Source organism: Anaerolinea thermophila UNI-1, from assembly GCF_000199675.1.
Classification (GTDB): Bacteria; Chloroflexota; Anaerolineae; order Anaerolineales; family Anaerolineaceae; genus Anaerolinea; species Anaerolinea thermophila.
On the sequence record NC_014960.1, the window covers coordinates 2,961,730 to 2,977,687 of the forward strand.

Annotated in this window: 15 protein-coding genes; 8 read left to right on the top strand and 7 right to left on the bottom strand. The window is 54.8% G+C overall.

Features of this window, described 5'->3' with window-relative positions; genetic code table 11:
• The first annotated feature begins 12 nt into the window (after positions 1-12).
• The 3 genes from ANT_RS13395 (at position 13) to ANT_RS13405 (ending at position 4,470) form a co-directional block, all read left to right on the top strand.
• Positions 13-1,500, top strand: a complete 1,488-nt coding sequence (locus ANT_RS13395) for a hypothetical protein (RefSeq protein WP_013561066.1) — start codon at positions 13-15, stop codon at positions 1,498-1,500.
• A gap of 185 nt (positions 1,501-1,685) precedes the next feature.
• Positions 1,686-2,252, top strand: coding sequence for an RNA polymerase sigma factor (locus tag ANT_RS13400; protein ID WP_013561067.1), 567 nt, complete (start codon positions 1,686-1,688; stop codon positions 2,250-2,252).
• Positions 2,245-4,470, top strand: a complete 2,226-nt coding sequence (locus tag ANT_RS13405; protein WP_013561068.1) for a hypothetical protein — start codon at positions 2,245-2,247, stop codon at positions 4,468-4,470. Before ANT_RS13400 ends, ANT_RS13405 begins: the two co-directional genes overlap by 8 nt.
• A gap of 61 nt (positions 4,471-4,531) precedes the next feature.
• Here the strand turns inward: ANT_RS13405 and ANT_RS13410 are convergent, their stop codons facing one another.
• Positions 4,532-6,544: an alpha/beta fold hydrolase gene (locus ANT_RS13410; RefSeq protein ID WP_049784914.1), complete on the bottom strand. Its 2,013-nt coding sequence runs from the start codon at positions 6,542-6,544 to the stop codon at positions 4,532-4,534.
• 148 nt (positions 6,545-6,692) lie between these two features.
• On the opposite strand from ANT_RS13410, the gene ANT_RS13415 reads away from it, so the two are divergent.
• From ANT_RS13415 to ANT_RS13430, 5 genes are read left to right on the top strand one after another with little or no spacing between them, the layout of a single operon-like run.
• Entirely contained in the window at positions 6,693-7,193 is a 501-nt protein-coding gene (locus ANT_RS13415; RefSeq protein WP_013561070.1) for a Fur family transcriptional regulator, read from the top strand.
• 5 nt (positions 7,194-7,198) lie between these two features.
• On the top strand, positions 7,199-9,175 hold the full coding sequence (feoB, locus tag ANT_RS13420; protein WP_013561071.1) for a ferrous iron transport protein B: 1,977 nt from the start codon (positions 7,199-7,201) through the stop codon (positions 9,173-9,175).
• Positions 9,168-9,401, top strand: a complete 234-nt coding sequence (locus ANT_RS17475) for a hypothetical protein (protein ID WP_013561072.1) — start codon at positions 9,168-9,170, stop codon at positions 9,399-9,401. The genes feoB and ANT_RS17475 overlap by 8 nt, the downstream gene beginning before the upstream one ends.
• Positions 9,367-9,660, top strand: coding sequence for a FeoA family protein (locus tag ANT_RS13425; RefSeq protein ID WP_049784915.1), 294 nt, complete (start codon positions 9,367-9,369; stop codon positions 9,658-9,660). The genes ANT_RS17475 and ANT_RS13425 overlap by 35 nt, the downstream gene beginning before the upstream one ends.
• Before the next feature lie 33 nt (positions 9,661-9,693).
• Positions 9,694-10,617: a zinc ribbon domain-containing protein gene (locus ANT_RS13430; protein ID WP_013561074.1), complete on the top strand. Its 924-nt coding sequence runs from the start codon at positions 9,694-9,696 to the stop codon at positions 10,615-10,617.
• 71 nt (positions 10,618-10,688) lie between these two features.
• Here ANT_RS13430 and ANT_RS16640 read toward each other — a convergent pair whose 3' ends face one another.
• The 6 genes from ANT_RS16640 to add all read right to left on the bottom strand — a co-directional run bounded on the left by ANT_RS16640 (position 10,689) and on the right by add (position 15,956).
• Positions 10,689-11,870: a cytochrome b/b6 domain-containing protein gene (locus tag ANT_RS16640; protein ID WP_013561075.1), complete on the bottom strand. Its 1,182-nt coding sequence runs from the start codon at positions 11,868-11,870 to the stop codon at positions 10,689-10,691.
• A 4-nt stretch (positions 11,871-11,874) separates the two neighbouring features.
• On the bottom strand, positions 11,875-13,074 hold the full coding sequence (locus ANT_RS13440; RefSeq protein WP_013561076.1) for a cytochrome c3 family protein: 1,200 nt from the start codon (positions 13,072-13,074) through the stop codon (positions 11,875-11,877).
• Between the two features lie 241 nt (positions 13,075-13,315).
• Positions 13,316-13,822: an Hsp20/alpha crystallin family protein gene (locus ANT_RS13445; RefSeq protein ID WP_013561077.1), complete on the bottom strand. Its 507-nt coding sequence runs from the start codon at positions 13,820-13,822 to the stop codon at positions 13,316-13,318.
• A gap of 102 nt (positions 13,823-13,924) precedes the next feature.
• Positions 13,925-14,335 carry an Hsp20/alpha crystallin family protein gene (locus ANT_RS13450; protein WP_013561078.1) on the bottom strand — a complete coding sequence of 137 codons (411 nt, stop codon included), beginning with the start codon at positions 14,333-14,335 and terminating at the stop codon, positions 13,925-13,927.
• 23 nt (positions 14,336-14,358) lie between these two features.
• Positions 14,359-14,799: an Hsp20/alpha crystallin family protein gene (locus ANT_RS13455; protein ID WP_013561079.1), complete on the bottom strand. Its 441-nt coding sequence runs from the start codon at positions 14,797-14,799 to the stop codon at positions 14,359-14,361.
• A 155-nt stretch (positions 14,800-14,954) separates the two neighbouring features.
• The gene (gene add, locus ANT_RS13460) at positions 14,955-15,956 is read right to left on the bottom strand and encodes an adenosine deaminase (RefSeq protein ID WP_013561080.1); all 1,002 of its coding nucleotides are present in this window, start codon (positions 15,954-15,956) and stop codon (positions 14,955-14,957) included.
• Positions 15,957-15,958 lie beyond the last annotated feature (2 nt).

Genomic DNA, 15,958 nt, shown 5'->3' on the forward strand with positions numbered 1-15,958 from the left:
TAAAAACCAAGCATGCCCGCCACCCTTCCCCTCAACGATGAGCGCAGTGCGGCGCGATGGGTTGCCGTGGTGGTGGGCGTGCTGATTTTTTTAATGGCGGCGCGCACCCCGCTGGACAGCGACCTGTGGTGGCATTTGCGCGCCGGCGAAGAAACCCTGCAAAGCGGCAAGCCCGTCCTCACGGACATTTTTTCTTTGACCCGCTACGGCACTCCATGGATTAACCATTCCTGGCTGGGGCAGGTGATTCTTGCCGGGCTGTACCGTCTGGGCGGTTATAGCGCGCTCACCGTACTGGTAGCAGGGATGGCTGTGCTCAGCCTGATGCTGGTATACCGGCAGATGAGCGCGCCGCCGCTGTGGCGGGCGTTTGTGGTCATCCTCGCCGGGCTGGTGTGCGCGCCGCTGTGGACGGCGCGTCCGCAGTTGTTTTCGCTGGCGCTGTTCGCCGTCCTGTTTGCCCTTCTGCCTGCTCTGCGTGCCGGAAGGCTTTCTCCTTTCTTCGTCCTGCCGCCGCTCTTTGCCGTATGGTCGAACCTGCATGGGGGGTACGCGCTGGGCTTTCTGCTTCTCGGCGCAGTGATTGCCGGTCAGGCAGTGGATCGCTGGCTCTTCCCGGAACGGGCATGCTCGTGGCAGAGCATTGCCCGGCTGGCAGGGGCAGGCGGGCTAGCTTTTCTGGCAGTGGCGCTTAACCCCAACGGGATTGCCATGTGGAAAATTCCCTTTCAGACGGTAGGGGTGCAGGTTCTGCAACAAGCCATTCCCGAGTGGGCATCGCCGGACTTTCACGACCTGACGCAACAGCCTTTCCTGTGGATGCTGGCGGGTATTTTGCTGGCACTGGGCATTTCCAGACAAAGGCGGACGGCTGAAGAAATGCTCCCCGTGCTTCTCTTTACCGCCCTGGCGCTGATGGCGCGGCGCAACTTTGCCCCCTTTGCCTTGACTGCGGCGCCCCTGCTCGCCTCTACCGGTTGGGAAGCCCTGCAAAACGTCTTTACGCCGCTTTCCCCTGCGCTGAAACGTTTCTCCGGAGAGTCGCGTCCGATGCGGGCAAAGTTTCGCAAAATCATTAATCTTGTCAGCGTGGCGGTTCTGGGATTTGCGGCTTTCCTGAAAGCCGGGCTGGTCAGCCACCCGGCGCTGGTGGAAAGCCTCATCCGCCAGCACTACCCGGCAGATGCAGTCGCCTGGATTCAAACGCACCCGCCCCAGGGCAACCTGTTCAACGAATATGCCTGGGGCGGATACCTGCTCTGGCGTTTGCCGGAGCACCCCGTGTTTGTGGACGGGCGCACGGATTTATACGGCGACAGCCTTCTGAAGGAATGGCTGACGATAATCAACGCGGAAGAAGGCTGGCAAAGCGCACTGGAGAAATGGCACATCCAATGGGTGCTGATTGCCCCGGATGCCCCCCTGGCGCGCGCGCTGAAACAAGCCGGCTGGCAGACCGTCTATGCCGATGAAGTTGCAGTGATTTTTGAAAAACCCTGAAAGATGGGTTGGAAACATTTTTCCCGAAGCCTTACCAACTATAAATTTATGCTTGGGTTTTAAGACCTTTAAACGCATTCCCTTATATTCCCTGAGATTTGTCCCTTTTTGTTCAATTTCCCGTCTTTATATATAGAGCGCTTAATTTAATATGGGTTTGCCGGTGAATCCTAAAAAGGGAACACATGACAGAATGGGTGAGTAAAATGGGACTATCCCGGAATAGAACCAAATACGATGAACGTTTTTTGATTCAGGCAATAAGAGAAGATCCAGAAAAGTTTGGAGAACTTTACAAGCTGTATGTGGAAAGGGTCTTCAGATATCTTTACAGCCAAACTGGAAATATCCAGGAAGCAGAAGATCTCACCAGCCAGACGTTCTTAACTGCACTGGAATCCATTAACCACTATCGTCAGGATGGGCATTTCTCCGCTTGGTTGTTTACGATTGCCCATAACAAAGCAATGGATCATTTTCGTCGGAAAAAAAAGACCATCCCTTTAGACGAAAAAAGGGAGATTCCCGATCCTATCCATGCAGTCATGCAATCAGAACAATCCATCATGCTGAGAACACTGATTCGGTCATTGACTGAAGAAGAACGCGAGTTATTAAGACTGCGTTTTCTGGCAGAAATGAGTTATGAAGAAATGGCACATTTCCTTCGACGCAACGAGCAGGCAGTTAAGAAATCCCTTTACCGATTGCTGGCACGTTTACAACGTCAGATGGAGGATTCTCATGAATGAGTGGCAATTTTCTGAGGAATTTGAGAAAAACATTCGAGAGGCTTTTGGAGTTCCTCCAATCCGCCCGGAATTTCGACAACAATTGTATCAAAACCTGATGAGCAAGGCGGGTAGAAAAGATCAGAAGATCCGTCGTTTTGCGGTTTGGCACACAGTTTGGGAAGTAACGGTTGTGATATTGATCACGCTATCTTTGGGCACTTTGATTGCTGGACCTCAGCGGGTTTACGCAGCAATGCACCAATTGCTTGGATACATTCCCGGAATCGGCATTGTACAGCAGGATAGCAAGATTCGTATCCTTGCTGAACCAGTGAGTGTAACCCGAGAAGGCATAACCGTGACAATCAGTCAGGCAATTGTGACCGAGACGGAGACGAGAATTATTTTTGGCAACTCCGGAGTTCCCTTATCTGCTTACCCTAACAATGAGGCGGTTTCAGGTTGTATGACGCCACCATTTTTAAAGCTACCGGATGGCTCACAGGTGAACATTTCTGCCCCTCTGCCTCCTGAGATTAACGAAGTTACTTTTGTCCTTCCATGTATTTTTAACACTCTGCCCGGCACAGTACCTGAAGAATGGGAAATTCCCCTACGTTTTGTACCAGCACCGCCTGATTTCAAAATCTTGCCAGTAGTTGAGGTGACTGAGCAATCTCAATCCACCCCAACCAAAACGAGTCAACAACTTGAAGAATCCTTAACGACACCCGAAGCCCCAGTTGCCTCTGTTTTGGTGGAGAAGGTGATTGAAACCGAAGATGGTTACATTTTACTTGGCTACGTCCGCCCTAATCACCTCCTAGAAAGGAGCTGGTTGAATATTACTGGTGTGCCGGTTATCCAAGATGCTAATGGGAAGAAAGTGAATTATATCTATCCTGTGGATGTACAACCATTAGAAGACGATTCGTTGACGCAGGGAGGTATTACCTGGGCACTTCAATTCAAAGGTGCAGGAGTGCAATTTCCAATCACCATTCAGCTCACCGGTAACGTGTTAACACCCATCCAAGGCAAGGCTGAAGCCCGTACATTGGTGAATGTAGGCAATACTCCCCGCCCAGGGCAAATTTGGGAGTTGAATCGGGAGATTGAATTGGCTGGAAAAACCATCCGACTGGTTTCCATGACCGCTGGAGCCAAAGGTTACACCTTCCAACTGGATCTGGGAAATGCATTTGCCTCCGTAGACCTCTCTATCGAGGGGTATACTTCCATCGGTGTTAGTGGTAGTGGGCCCTACATGACCCTGGAGTTTCCAGAATTACCCAAAGGTTCTCTAACTATAGTATTTTCCAATCCCATTGAATCCAGCCCTCCCGAAACATGGGAAACCTCCTGGAACCCTGAGAACCTCCGTGAATTTATCAATACAAGTCAGTCCACGATATGCTTCAGCGCAAATACCCTGCAAACTATTCCTGACCTGCCTAAAGGACTGAATGGAAAAACCATCCTGACCCAGTTGAATCCTCAAATGCAAATCGTTATGATAAGTTTGAATGGAGAAGAACCCAAAATATTGGAAATAAATGCCGCGAATGCAACGCTCAACAAAGAAGGAACTTTCGTAGCGTACACCACAGAAGCAGGAATTATCGTTCAAAACCTTGTGAATGGTGAAAAGTTACTTATCCCAGGCTCATATGGTCGTGACCTAAGATGGTCTCCTGATAGTCATTTTCTGGCAGTGGTCAATGCGGGAGATCAAAACGGCATCTTTCTAATCAATTTGGAAACACAGGAGAGAAAACAACTTACTACGCTGGGATACGAAGATATTGCCGGGTGGTCTCCCGACGGTGGCATCCTTTATTATGCCATTCCTGGTTCAAGTCCCGATGGTTTCCTACTCCGCGCCATTCAGATTGAAAATGGTGAAAGTCGGGATGTATTCGTACTGGAAAACTCTTCGCGAAAAGCGCCTTTTGCTACTATTTCATGGGATGGAAATTGGATTGCCTACCGCGCCAGCGACAACAGTGGCCTTTACATCAAAGGGATGGACGGCAATCCAGCACGATTAATCCTGGAAAATCCTGCATTGGCTATCAACGGACTTGTCTGGGATGAAGAAAGCCACCTGCTGGCGGTCAGCCTAATTACACAGCAGAATCCAGAAGGCGAGGTTTTCCTAATTTCCCCGGATAATTGTGAAAGTTACCGTCTGCCTAACCTGCACGGAGAAGTTAATGGGGTAATTATTCCCTGAACGCAAAGAAAAGCAACCGGGGTGAGATAGCAATCTTTCTCACCCCGATTGGCTTTTGGAGTTAACCTGCTAAGCCAGAAAACAGCACGCCCCACCAGCCCAGCACGCCCAGCGCCGCCAGCGCGGAGAGCGCTAGCAGGACGAAGTACCCCTTATTCCACCAGCGCCAGCGCCGCCACCCCGCAGGGATGAACGCCAGCAGTGCCACCGTCACCGCCAGCATGAGCAAGGGTACAATGAAAATGGGACGCGCGGTGATGGGCATGCCCAGCAGAACAAGCATGTTATTGTTTGCCACCAGCACACCGAAAGCGGTTACCCAACCTGCCAGGAAAAGCCAGAGCAGTGCGCCGCTCATCAGCCCTGCCGCAGTTGCCAGGTAGTGGCTGAGCGGCGCCATGCCAAACGGGACATCGCGCAAACGGCGCACCAGCCACCCCAGCGGATAGACCACCCACAAGGTAAGCAGGAATACCCCCGCCACCCCCAGCACCCCCGCCGGAAGCGTCAGACGGTCATCCAGATTCAACACCTGTCCCATCACCGGCAGGGAAATGTACTCGCGCGGAGTGACAAAATCCATGCGCTGATCGGCAAGGCAGGAAGCATCCGGCGCTTGATTGGGATCTTTTAAAAATTCCATCATGATCTGGTCGGCGCAATCGTTCGAAGAAAACGCCCCATGCCCCGTATTCGGGAAGGTGAACTGATAAACACGGCGCAGGGTTCGGGAAACGGTCTCGCCGTACTGCGGCGGAGTGATAGGATCGAAGCGTCCGTTGAAAATCAGCGTGGGCACATCGCTGGTCACGGGCAGTTCTGCTTCCCTGTCCAGTGCGGTCACCCCCCAATCCTGGCACAATTTCAGGAAAGCGCGGTTGGAGACGTCCACATCCTTGCGCAGTTCCGGGCGGACGGCACTGTAATCGTAACGGCTCAAATCTGCCTGACCATCTTCGGCGCACACCACCGAGTGATACATGCCATACGCCATCGTGCGGTCAAAGACGATGATGGAGAAGATGCGCTCCACCAGCCCGTAATGCCCCTGCTCGGTTTCCGCAATCATCGCCGGGAGAATGGGCAATAACTCGGTGGCGTAGAGGGTCTGGAAGAGCAGAGAAACCAGGCTATCGCCGTCCAGCAAAGCGGGATAGGACTGCATGGACTGGTCGTCCTTAAGGGTAATGGTCACCGGCTGTTTTTCCAGACGCTCCACCAGATCGAAGAAGCGTTTTTCCAGATTGGGATACCCCTGACTGCACTCCGCATCGTTCGCGCAGGCGCTGAAGAATTCATTAAAGGCGCGATTTTGCGCAAACGGCGCTTCCAGGTTGAAGTTTCCCTGCACCGGCACCACCGCATCCAGGATGACACTGCGCAGGGCTTCAGGATGCTCGCGCATCAGGTGCTGGGCGAGCAGGGTACCATAAGACACCCCGTAGAAATGGATTTTTTCGTACCCCAGGGCTTCGCGCAGGGCGTTGACATCGTGAGCGTTTTCTACACTGTTGAACGCCGAGAGGTTTACCCCCTCGCGGGTCAAACGCTCGCGGCATGCCATAGCGGCTTCGTAATAGCGCTTTTCGGATTCCTCGGCGGTCACATCCACAGGCAAAAGGTCAATGCCTTCCTGATAAATTTCCTCACAGAAAAGGAACGGCTGAGAGTACAGCGTACCGCGCTGGTCGAAAAGAATCAGGGTGAAATGCTCGCGCAAAGGGCTTTTCGGTAATACCTGGGTGTAATAATCAATGGTCGAACCGCCCGGACCGCCCTGGGCAAACACAATCGGGTCGGGTTCAGGCGTCCCGGCAGGATGGAAAATGACCACTGCCAGGCGGAGGGTATTTCCTTCAGGCTCTTCGTAACGCTCCGGCACAACCAGCCAGCCGCAGGTGATATCCGTTCCCTCCACCATTCCCTGCGGGATGGGAACGGGACAATCGCCGGGCTCAAAACGCGGCACCTGCCCGCCGTCAGGAGCAGGCACCTGTGCCAGGGCGGGATGAGCATAACCAAACACCGATAAACCCAAAACCGTAATCAATATGAGTGTGCGCAAAATTTTCATTGTTCCTCCGGTTACATGACAATTATACCTTCTTGCCATGACAGGAAACACTTTCCAAACCTGAAAATGAGCGTAAAATATCCATGAATTTGATGCAAATCTTTTGCAATAACTTATTGCAAATTAATTGCAATAAAGGATACGTGAGATGGAATCGCTTTATCAACAGGTAACCCTGCGTTTGCGGGATGAAGGCGGCAGAATGACCAGCCAGCGCCGTCTGATTCTGCAAGCCTTAGAAGAACTGGGCGGGCATCCCACCGCCGAAGAGATTTACCGGCACGTGTCGCGGCAATCGCCGGGCATTAATCTCTCCACGGTGTACCGTACGCTCAACTGGCTGGAAGAGAACGGCTTCATCGCCCCACGCTGGTTCGAAGAGGAACGCCGACGGGAACGCTTTGAACCTGCAGTGCTGACAGCCCCTTCCCGCCACCCCACCCCCTTTCATTTTCGTTGCCGTTCGTGCAACCGCATTCTGGAGTTTGCCGACCCGCGCATGGAAGAGATTGTCAAGCAATTTGAACGTCACACCGGCGCGCAGGTGAAGGACGTGGAATTGACTTTTTACGGGTTATGCCAGGCTTGTGCCAGAATGGAAGCCCATCTCGTTACTGCTGACCAACAACCAAAGGCAATTAAGAGGTAGTTTTTATGGAACACTGCCAACCGAGCCACGCTGTACCAATGACCCCTTCTGGAAATACGATTGCCCTGGTGGGTAACCCCAATGTGGGCAAATCGGTGCTTTTCCACCGGTTGACCGGACAATATGTGGTTGTCTCCAATTACCCAGGCACTACGGTAGAAATCACCCGGGGCACGCTGCGTCAGGTGCCCGGGATAATGGTACTGGATACCCCCGGCATCGTCAGTTTTCCCGCCCAGAGCGAGGACGAAGCCGTGACTGCGCGGGTACTGCTGAATGATCCCCTGCAGGCGGTGATTCAGGTGGGCGATGCCAAAAATCTGCGCCGCACCCTGCATCTGGCTGTACAACTGGCAGAAATGCGCCGTCCGCAGGTACTGGCACTCAATATGATGGACGAAGCCCGTCAGCGCGGCTTGAACCTGGAATGTGCGCATCTTGCCGATGCACTGGGCATTCCCGTGGTCAGTACGGTGGCTACCCAGGGTAAGGGCGTGGAAGATCTGATCCACGCCGTCCAGCATGCTACCGTATCGTCTCTGAAACTGGAATATCCCCCCGCCATCGAGCAATTCCTCAAACAAACCGAAACCCTCTTACCCCCCGCTCATATTGTGCCGCGGGCGCTGGGCTTGCTCTTTTTGAGCGAAGACCCTGCCGTGGAAGCCTGGCTGGAAGAAAAAGCCGCACCGGAGGTCCTTGACACCCTCAAAGGCATGCGCCGCCAGGTGGAAGAAGCCCTGGCAGATTCGCCCGCCAGTGTGATTTTGCAAACCCGCGAAGACTTCGTCTCGCAACTGGCAGGGCGAGTTTTGCAGGTAAGCGAACCACAGACCTTCAGCCTTGCCATGGAAATCAGCCACCTCACCACCCATCCCCTGTGGGGCATTCCGGTCCTGGGGCTGATTCTGTACGCCATGTACTGGTTTGTGGGCGTCTTTGGCGCAGGTACGCTGGTAGGTTTGCTGGAAGAAAACCTCTTTGGGGAAATCATCAATCCGTGGGTGGTGGAGCACATCCAACGCCTCATCCCCTGGCAGTTCCTGAGCGATTTACTGGTCGGGCAATACGGACTGTGGACCATGGGGGTAACCTACGCCTTTGCCCTGCTTCTGCCGGTGGTGACCACGTTCTTCATCGCCTTTGGCATTCTGGAAGATTCCGGCTACCTGCCGCGCATGGCAGTGCTGAGCAACCGCTTCTTCAGCCGCATTGGGCTGAATGGGCAAGCCGTCCTGCCCATGATTCTCGGTTTGGGCTGTGTCACCATGGCAACCATGACCACGCGCATTCTGCCCACGCGCAGAGAGCGGGTACTGGCAACCATCCTGCTGGCGCTTGCTATCCCCTGCTCGGCGCAGTTGGGCGTGGTGATGGGCATGCTCGCCAATGTGTCCTTCAGCGCGGCACTCATCTGGTCGGGCATTATCCTGCTGGTCTTGCTGGCAGTGGGCTGGCTTGCCGCACGTGTGATGCCCGGCGAACGAAACCCACTGGTCATTGAACTGCCGCCCCTGCGCTTCCCGGTACTCAGCAACGTGCTGATTAAAACCGCCGCGCGCCTGGAGTGGTACATCAAAGAAGCCGTGCCGCTCTTCCTGCTTGGCACACTCCTGCTGTTTGTGTTGGATCAAGCCCACCTGCTTCCCGGCATCATTCATGGACTGGAGCCCATCGTCACCGGCTGGCTGGGACTGCCCCCTCAGGCAGCAGCCTCTTTCCTGCTGGGCTTGATGCGCCGCGACTTTGCCGCCACCGAACTCTTCCTGATGCAGTCGCAGGGCTTGCTCAACCCGGTTCAGACGGTGGTCTCCATCGTCACCATCACCCTCTTCGTCCCCTGTATTGCCAGCATCTTCATGCTGTTCAAGGAACGCGGGGCAAAGGTTACGCTGGGGATTCTGGCTTTTATCTTCCCCTTTGCCATTCTGGTGGGCGGATTACTGTATCGTTTGCTCATGCTGGTAGGCTGGAATGGATAATCAGCGCTGGATGACCTGTTCGATTTGCGGTTTTCGCTTCTCACCGGAAGAACACCCCGGTTGTGCCGCCTGCCCCCTGCATGAGGGCTGTCAGACAGTGTGCTGTCCCAACTGCGGCACCAGTCAGATCAACCCGGAACGCTCCAGCGTGGCACGTTTCATCAAAAAACTGATCACGAAAAAGGAGTCCCATGCCCCTTCATCTACACCAACAACCCCTGCATAGACGCCACCGCTACCGCCACGGCAATCTCCTCACCCTGGCAGATGTGTTTCCCGGCAAGCGCGCACTCATCGCCGGGATTGGCGACCTGCCCGATGAACAAACCCATCGTCTACAGGCATACGGCATCCTTCCCGGGCGGCTGGTGCGCGTGCTCTCCAAGCGCCCGATGGTCATCGTCCAGGTAGAACAAACCGAACTGGCACTGGAAGAGAGCGTTGCCCGGCAGATTTTCATCGCCCAGGAAAACAACCTGATATAATCGGCTCAAACCCCTTTGATTCGTGGAGGCTTCATGCGCCGCAGGTTGTATCTTTTGCTAACCCTTTTGCTCCTGGTAATATCTGCTTTCCCTGTGCAAGCACAGGCTCAAGAGATACGCTTCCAGAACGTGGAAGTCCTTGTCTGGCCCGAGTACGACCGCGAGCGCAGCGTGCTGGTCATTTATCGGATTACCCTGGGTGGTGATGTAAAACTGCCCGCTGAAATCACCCTGCCCATGCCCGCCGCCGCCAAGACGCCGCACGCCGTTGCCGAACAAAACGAAAACGGGCTGTTCAACGTGGATTACACCCTCTCCAGCGTTCAAAATAACATGATCTGGGTCACCTTCCTTGCCACCGTGCCGCAAATCCATCTGGAATACTACGACCCCACACTGGAAGTTAGCGATACCAGCCGCGTGTACCGCTTTCGATACCTGATGCCTTACCCCACAGATAATCTGGTGCTGGAAATTCAGCGTCCGCGCACCGCCACGGCGCTGACGCTCGACCCGCCGGGAGGTACCTCTCAGCAAGGCACGGATGGGCTGACCTACTACGGTGTGGTGGTGGGAGAAGTCAAAGCCAATTTACCGGTCAACTTAAAAATCACCTATCAGAAAAGCGATGACGAACTGACCCAACCCAACACCTTTGAGCCGGTTGCCCCTGCAGAAGCGGTCAGCGAGAGCACTCCCGGAAAACTCAATTTCACCGAAGTCATCCCCTGGGCAGTGGGAGCGCTGGGGCTGGTCATGGTCATTGCCGCCGGGTGGATGTTCCTGCAAGCCCGAAAAGAGAGCGAGGAAACCCCCATGAAACGCCACAAGCCGTCCAGAACGGCAAAGCCGGATTCGTCCGGAAACGAAGCCCTGTATTGCCCCCAGTGCGGGAAACGCGCCGCCCCCGGCGATTTATTCTGCCGTTCCTGCGGCACACGCCTGCCCCGCGGGTAAGTGAATAAAAACTCAAAATAAAAAATCCCCCGAAATCTTATCGGGGGATTTTTGCATCTTCAAAAACTAATTTACTTTTCCGGCGCACCGGCTTGAATCCACTCAATGACCTTCTGCAATTCCTCATCGGAGAACTTACCCGGGTGCGTGCCACCCTGAACGGTCTGGATGAGTAAACTGCCCTGCGGATCGCCAGGGACGATCACCGTCCCGCTTCTTCCGCCTTTCATCAGGTCGGGGTAATTCTTGATGTTCAGCGCCCCCAGCGAACCGTGGCAGGAGCCGCACCGCGCCGTCATGATTTTACCAATAGAACCTTCCCAGGTCAGCGCCCCACTAATGAGGTCGGCTTCGCTGGTCGGCTGTGGCGTGGCTGTGGGCAACACGGTCGGCAAAGGCGTGGGCGAACGCAGCACAATAATCTGTCGTTCCTCTTCATGAGGACGGGGGATGGTGGTAATGGAGGTCTCTTCAAAGGTGATGAAGTAAATCAACCCAACAGCAAGCGCCACACTGACCACACTGGCAACCGGGACAAACACGCGCATGCGTTTGCGGATGACCTCAGGCTCAGGGGGCTGAGGAATCACACCGCGTTCGATTTGCTCGAGTTCGAGGGCATGTTCCTCTTCCATTTCCTCACGGCTGAGCGTGCCTTTAATCATCGACCAGTTCCAGTGCTTGATATGCACATTGTAGAAGTGCCAGAGGATAATCGCCAGCACCGCCAGAATGGCTTCGGCGCCGTGCGCGGCTTTGGCGGCAGGAATCACCACACCCGGCAGTGCGCGGCTGGTGGCAATAGGATTCCACAACATGAAACCGGTCAGCGCCATGATGACCAAGCCCCATACCATCGCCCAGTACTCCATCTTTTCCATGAAGTTGTAGCGCGGCATTTTGGGGCGCTCTTTACGCAAACCGATGTTGTACAGGAACCACTGAATAGCATCCTGCAGGTCTTTCACGCCCGGCAGCATGCTGGCTTCCAGCCGCAGGACGTACAGTTTATAGCCCATCACCACCAGGTGATAGATGGCTTGCAGGCAGAAAACCGTTGCCGCTACGCGGTGGACAATGCGGATGGTCTCAATGCCACCAAAAGCGGCAATAATCCACTGGGAAATATCCGAGAAGAAGAACTTCTGCGGCAAGCCGGTTAACGCCAGCAGGGTGAAAGAGAGAATCAGCACAAAGTGCTCAATGCGCTGGGCAACGCTGAAACGCTGGTAAGTTTTGGTTTGCTCGCTCATCTCTCTACTCCTCCTTGCCGGATTCCTGAGCAGTTTCCGAAGTCTCAGGTTTCTCTTGCGGTTCTGTGGCGGGTTGAGCCGGTTCGGCAGGCTTACGGCGGTTCAACGCGCGGCGCACCCGGTGATACACATCGCTGGCGACGAAGACCGCCATGCCGCCCAGCACCAGCGGGATGAAAATCTTGTAGAACAGGTTGACGTAGTACACCAGCGGATACTTCTCGCGGTCGGGGCGGTAGTGGCTCATCCACGAATCAGGGAAGTTTTCGGTAGCGTCGGGGTGGCACTTCTGGCAGGCTTTGAGCATGTTCTGTTTCATGCCCAGTCCCACCACCGGATCGTCCACATCGCCAATGTTGTGAACACCATGGCAGTCGTAACATACCGCCTTGTTGGTCTGCTGATCGGGCGAGAGGCGCTCGAAAAGGGTGACGGTAGAGCCATGGAAATCTGCCACGTAGGTGTTATACACATCGGTGGAGAGACCGTACTTGCCCATAATTTCCGGATCGCTGTGGCATTCGCCGCACATCTTGGGCGAAGCCAGGCGAAATTGAGCGGTATGAGGTTCTTCCACGACATGCAAACCGTGGCAGGTAATACATACCGGCACGTCCGGATTACCCGCTTTGGCGGCTTTACCATGCACCGACTGTTCATACTCCTGGTACACGCCAAAATGGCATTTGGAGCATACCTCGGGCGATTTGCCCAGTTCTTCGGGAATCAGGTTGCCCTGTTCATCCTTGACCTGTGCCTGTGTGTGCGGGTTGTGGCAGTCAATACAGGTGGGCGCCAGTTCGTTACCGCTTTCAAAGGCACGCCGGTGGACGCTGTCCAGTTCGTATTTGTCAGCATGGCACACCTTACAGGTATTCTGATACTGTTTGCGGTAGGCTCTCAAACTGGAGAAATCCTTTGCCGGATGCGGATACCCGAACATGTCGGAGTGGCACATAGCGCAAGCCACCCCGCTTTTGGCGTGAATGGATTTACCATACTCTTCCGGCAAGATGGTAATGTATAACTGCTCGCCGTTGTCCATCGTCAGCACCTGCCCGGGCTTCTGGTGACAGGCAAGACAAACCTCATTCCCGGGCAGAGATTCCTGCGAGAGGGTGGCGGCATGTGCTACGGAAGACAGGGTCACCAGCAGAAAACCTGCCAGCAACAAAGCCATCCATGATTTGGCAAAAGGTTTCATGACCGGCACTCCATCCTTTTTTAATAAAATTTCCTGCTCATCTCTCCATTTGTTAAAAAGAACATGAGAGGCTGGATTAATTATATATTAAAAGAGTGGCTGTCTAGTCCAGGCGGGAAGGTTGACAGGGAAAAATGTGACCAATGACGCAAGAATTGTCCATTAATCAAAAGGGGTTTAAAACGGAAAAACCTCCGCAATTTCGGAGGTCTTTCCCAAACGCGACGTACCGTTATTGTTTTCAACCGCGCTGGACCGGAATGCGCTTACCGACAACTTCCGGACGGGTAGACTTGGGCAAAACGACCGTCAATTCCCCCTTCTTGTAGGTCGCCGTAATCTTGTCCTCCTCTACCTCACAGGGCATCTCGATCTCACGTCGGAAGGATCCGTAAGTGCGCTCGATCCGATGGTAGCGGCGGTCTTTTTCTTCTTTTTCCGCGCGTTTCTCGCCCTTGATGGTGAGGATGCCGTTTTTGAACGAGACTTCCACGTCGTTTTCGTCCATGCCCGGCACCTCAGCCGTTACGACGATTTCCTTGTCATTCTCGCTCACGTCCACCCGCGGGAAGAACGAACCAAAGCGTTCCAGCATGCGCGGTCGGAGTGAGAAGAGCGGTTCGTTGAAGAACTCTTCCATCATGCGATCCATCTCGTCACGCAGGGTGAGGAAGAGGTCTTCCTCGCGCCGGCGGGGAGCCAGCGCACGTTCTTCGCGTTTCCAGGGAAGTAAATCCGTGATTGCCATAGACTCACCTCCTCTTTTCACGCGCCGCAGCACCCCTTATCAGGTGCCGCGAGTGCGAGATTATATCACCAATCGTTTACCTGTCAAGTGTTTTGCTCAATATTATCCGGCTTTGACCTCAATTTTGGTCGGCTTGGCTGCACCGGCTTTGGGCAAGCGCAGGTACAGCGTACCGTTCTTGACACGGGCTTCAATATGCTCGCGGTCAATTTCATCCGACAGGGCGAATGAGCGTTCAAAATCGCCTTCGCCGTACTCCGCATACGCCAGCGTGTAGTTCTCAGGGCGCTCAAAGGTCGGATAGGCTTTGATGGTCAGCACGTTCTTTTCCAGCATGATATCGACACTCTTCTCATCGGCGCCCGGCAGGTCCATCACCAGCACCAGGTCATCGCGGGTTTCGTAGATGTCGGTGCGGGGCAGGTACACGCGGCGCTCGCGGATGCGCTCGGTCTTTTCCTCAGCCAGCGGAGTTTCTTTCTTGATTTCAATCGATTTGGTCTCTTCTGCCATATGCCACCTCCTCCCGCTTCATCTTATGCCGATTTGACGGTAATCTTGCGAGGCTTGTCGGCTTCAGCGCGCGGCAAGACAATCTTCAAAATGCCGTTTTCGTAAGAAGCCGTCACCTTGTCGGTGTTCACCGGGAAAGCCAGTTGAATCGAACGGCTGAACTTCCCGCACACCCGTTCGCGGCGGTGATAGCGGATATCGTCCTTGGGATCTTCGGGTTTGCGTTCGCCGCTGATGGTCAGCACGTCGTTGACCACGCTGATATCCAGATCTTTGGGATCCACACCCGGCACTTCCACGGTGACGATTTCCGCCTCGTCGTTCGTCCAGGCATTGATGGCGGGGAACACGGTCGAAACGCGCCCGGTTTCAGGCAGGAAAGCCTGCATCAGACGTTCCATCTCGCGCTGCATGCGGTTCATCTCTTCCCAGATGCTCGGCATGGTATATCTGCGGTAGATCATACAACCCTCCTCTTGTTCAGGGTGAATTTCCTTACTGATTACGCTTCGAATTGTATGCGGGGAGTATTAACAATCCATCAAAGAAATATTGGAGTTTTGTTAAAACAAAACGGGAGAGCAAGCCCTCCCGTTCTGTCATCGTGACAAGCGCTTTTTCAGGAAACTTTACGCCTTTCCCGCAGTGCCTGCTTTTCATCCGGGGAAAGGAACGCCGCTTCCAGCGCATTGGACTGCAGTTGGCGGATTTGCGCAGGCGTCAGCCCGGCGGCAGGCGCGGCGACATTGTACTCATACGGCAGGTCAATGCCGCTGATGCCAGGATCGTCGGTATTCAGCACGGCACGGATGCCATGTTCCAGAAACAGGCGTACCGGATGGTCTTTGTAAGAAGGCACGGTGGTCGTTTGCACATTGCTGGTCAGGTTGACTTCCACACCAATGCCATGCGTGGCGAGGTAATCCATCAGCGCGGGGTCTTCGGGGGCATGCACCGCGTGACCGATGCGCTCCGCACCCAGTTCACGCAGGGCTTGCCAGACACTTTCCGCACCGGCGGCTTCCCCGGCATGCACGGTGACGTGCAGACCGGCATCGCGCACGGCTTTGAAATGCTCCACAAACCACTCGCCGGGGAAATGGGCTTCATCACCTGCCAGATCCACCGCCACAAACGCCTCGCGGCGCGCAAGGATGGCGCGCAGTTCCTGCCAGCAGGCATCCACGCCGTAGGTACGGCTGAGAATGCCAATGAGGTTGACCTGTACGCCCGTCTTCTGACTGCCGGCGCGCACGCCGTCCACCACCGCGTCAATCACCTCCACCGGGTCAAGGTGATGGGGCTGAGCCATGAAGAGCGGCGAAAAGCGCAGTTCGGCGTAATCCACGCCCTCGCGGTGCAGGTCTTCCACATTCTCGAAAGCAATGCGGCGCACGGCGTCGGCGTTGACCATCACGCCGGTCATCCACTCGAAGCGGGCAATGAACGCCATGATGCCGGGCTGGGCTTCGCTGACCTGCACAAAGGGACGCAGACTCTCCACATCCCAGGCGGGCAGGTTGAGGTTGTGCTGACGTCCCAGGTCGAGGATGGTTTCCAGGCGCACACTGCCATCCAGGTGGCGATGCAGGTCAATCAGGGGCAGGGTGTCATCCACCATAG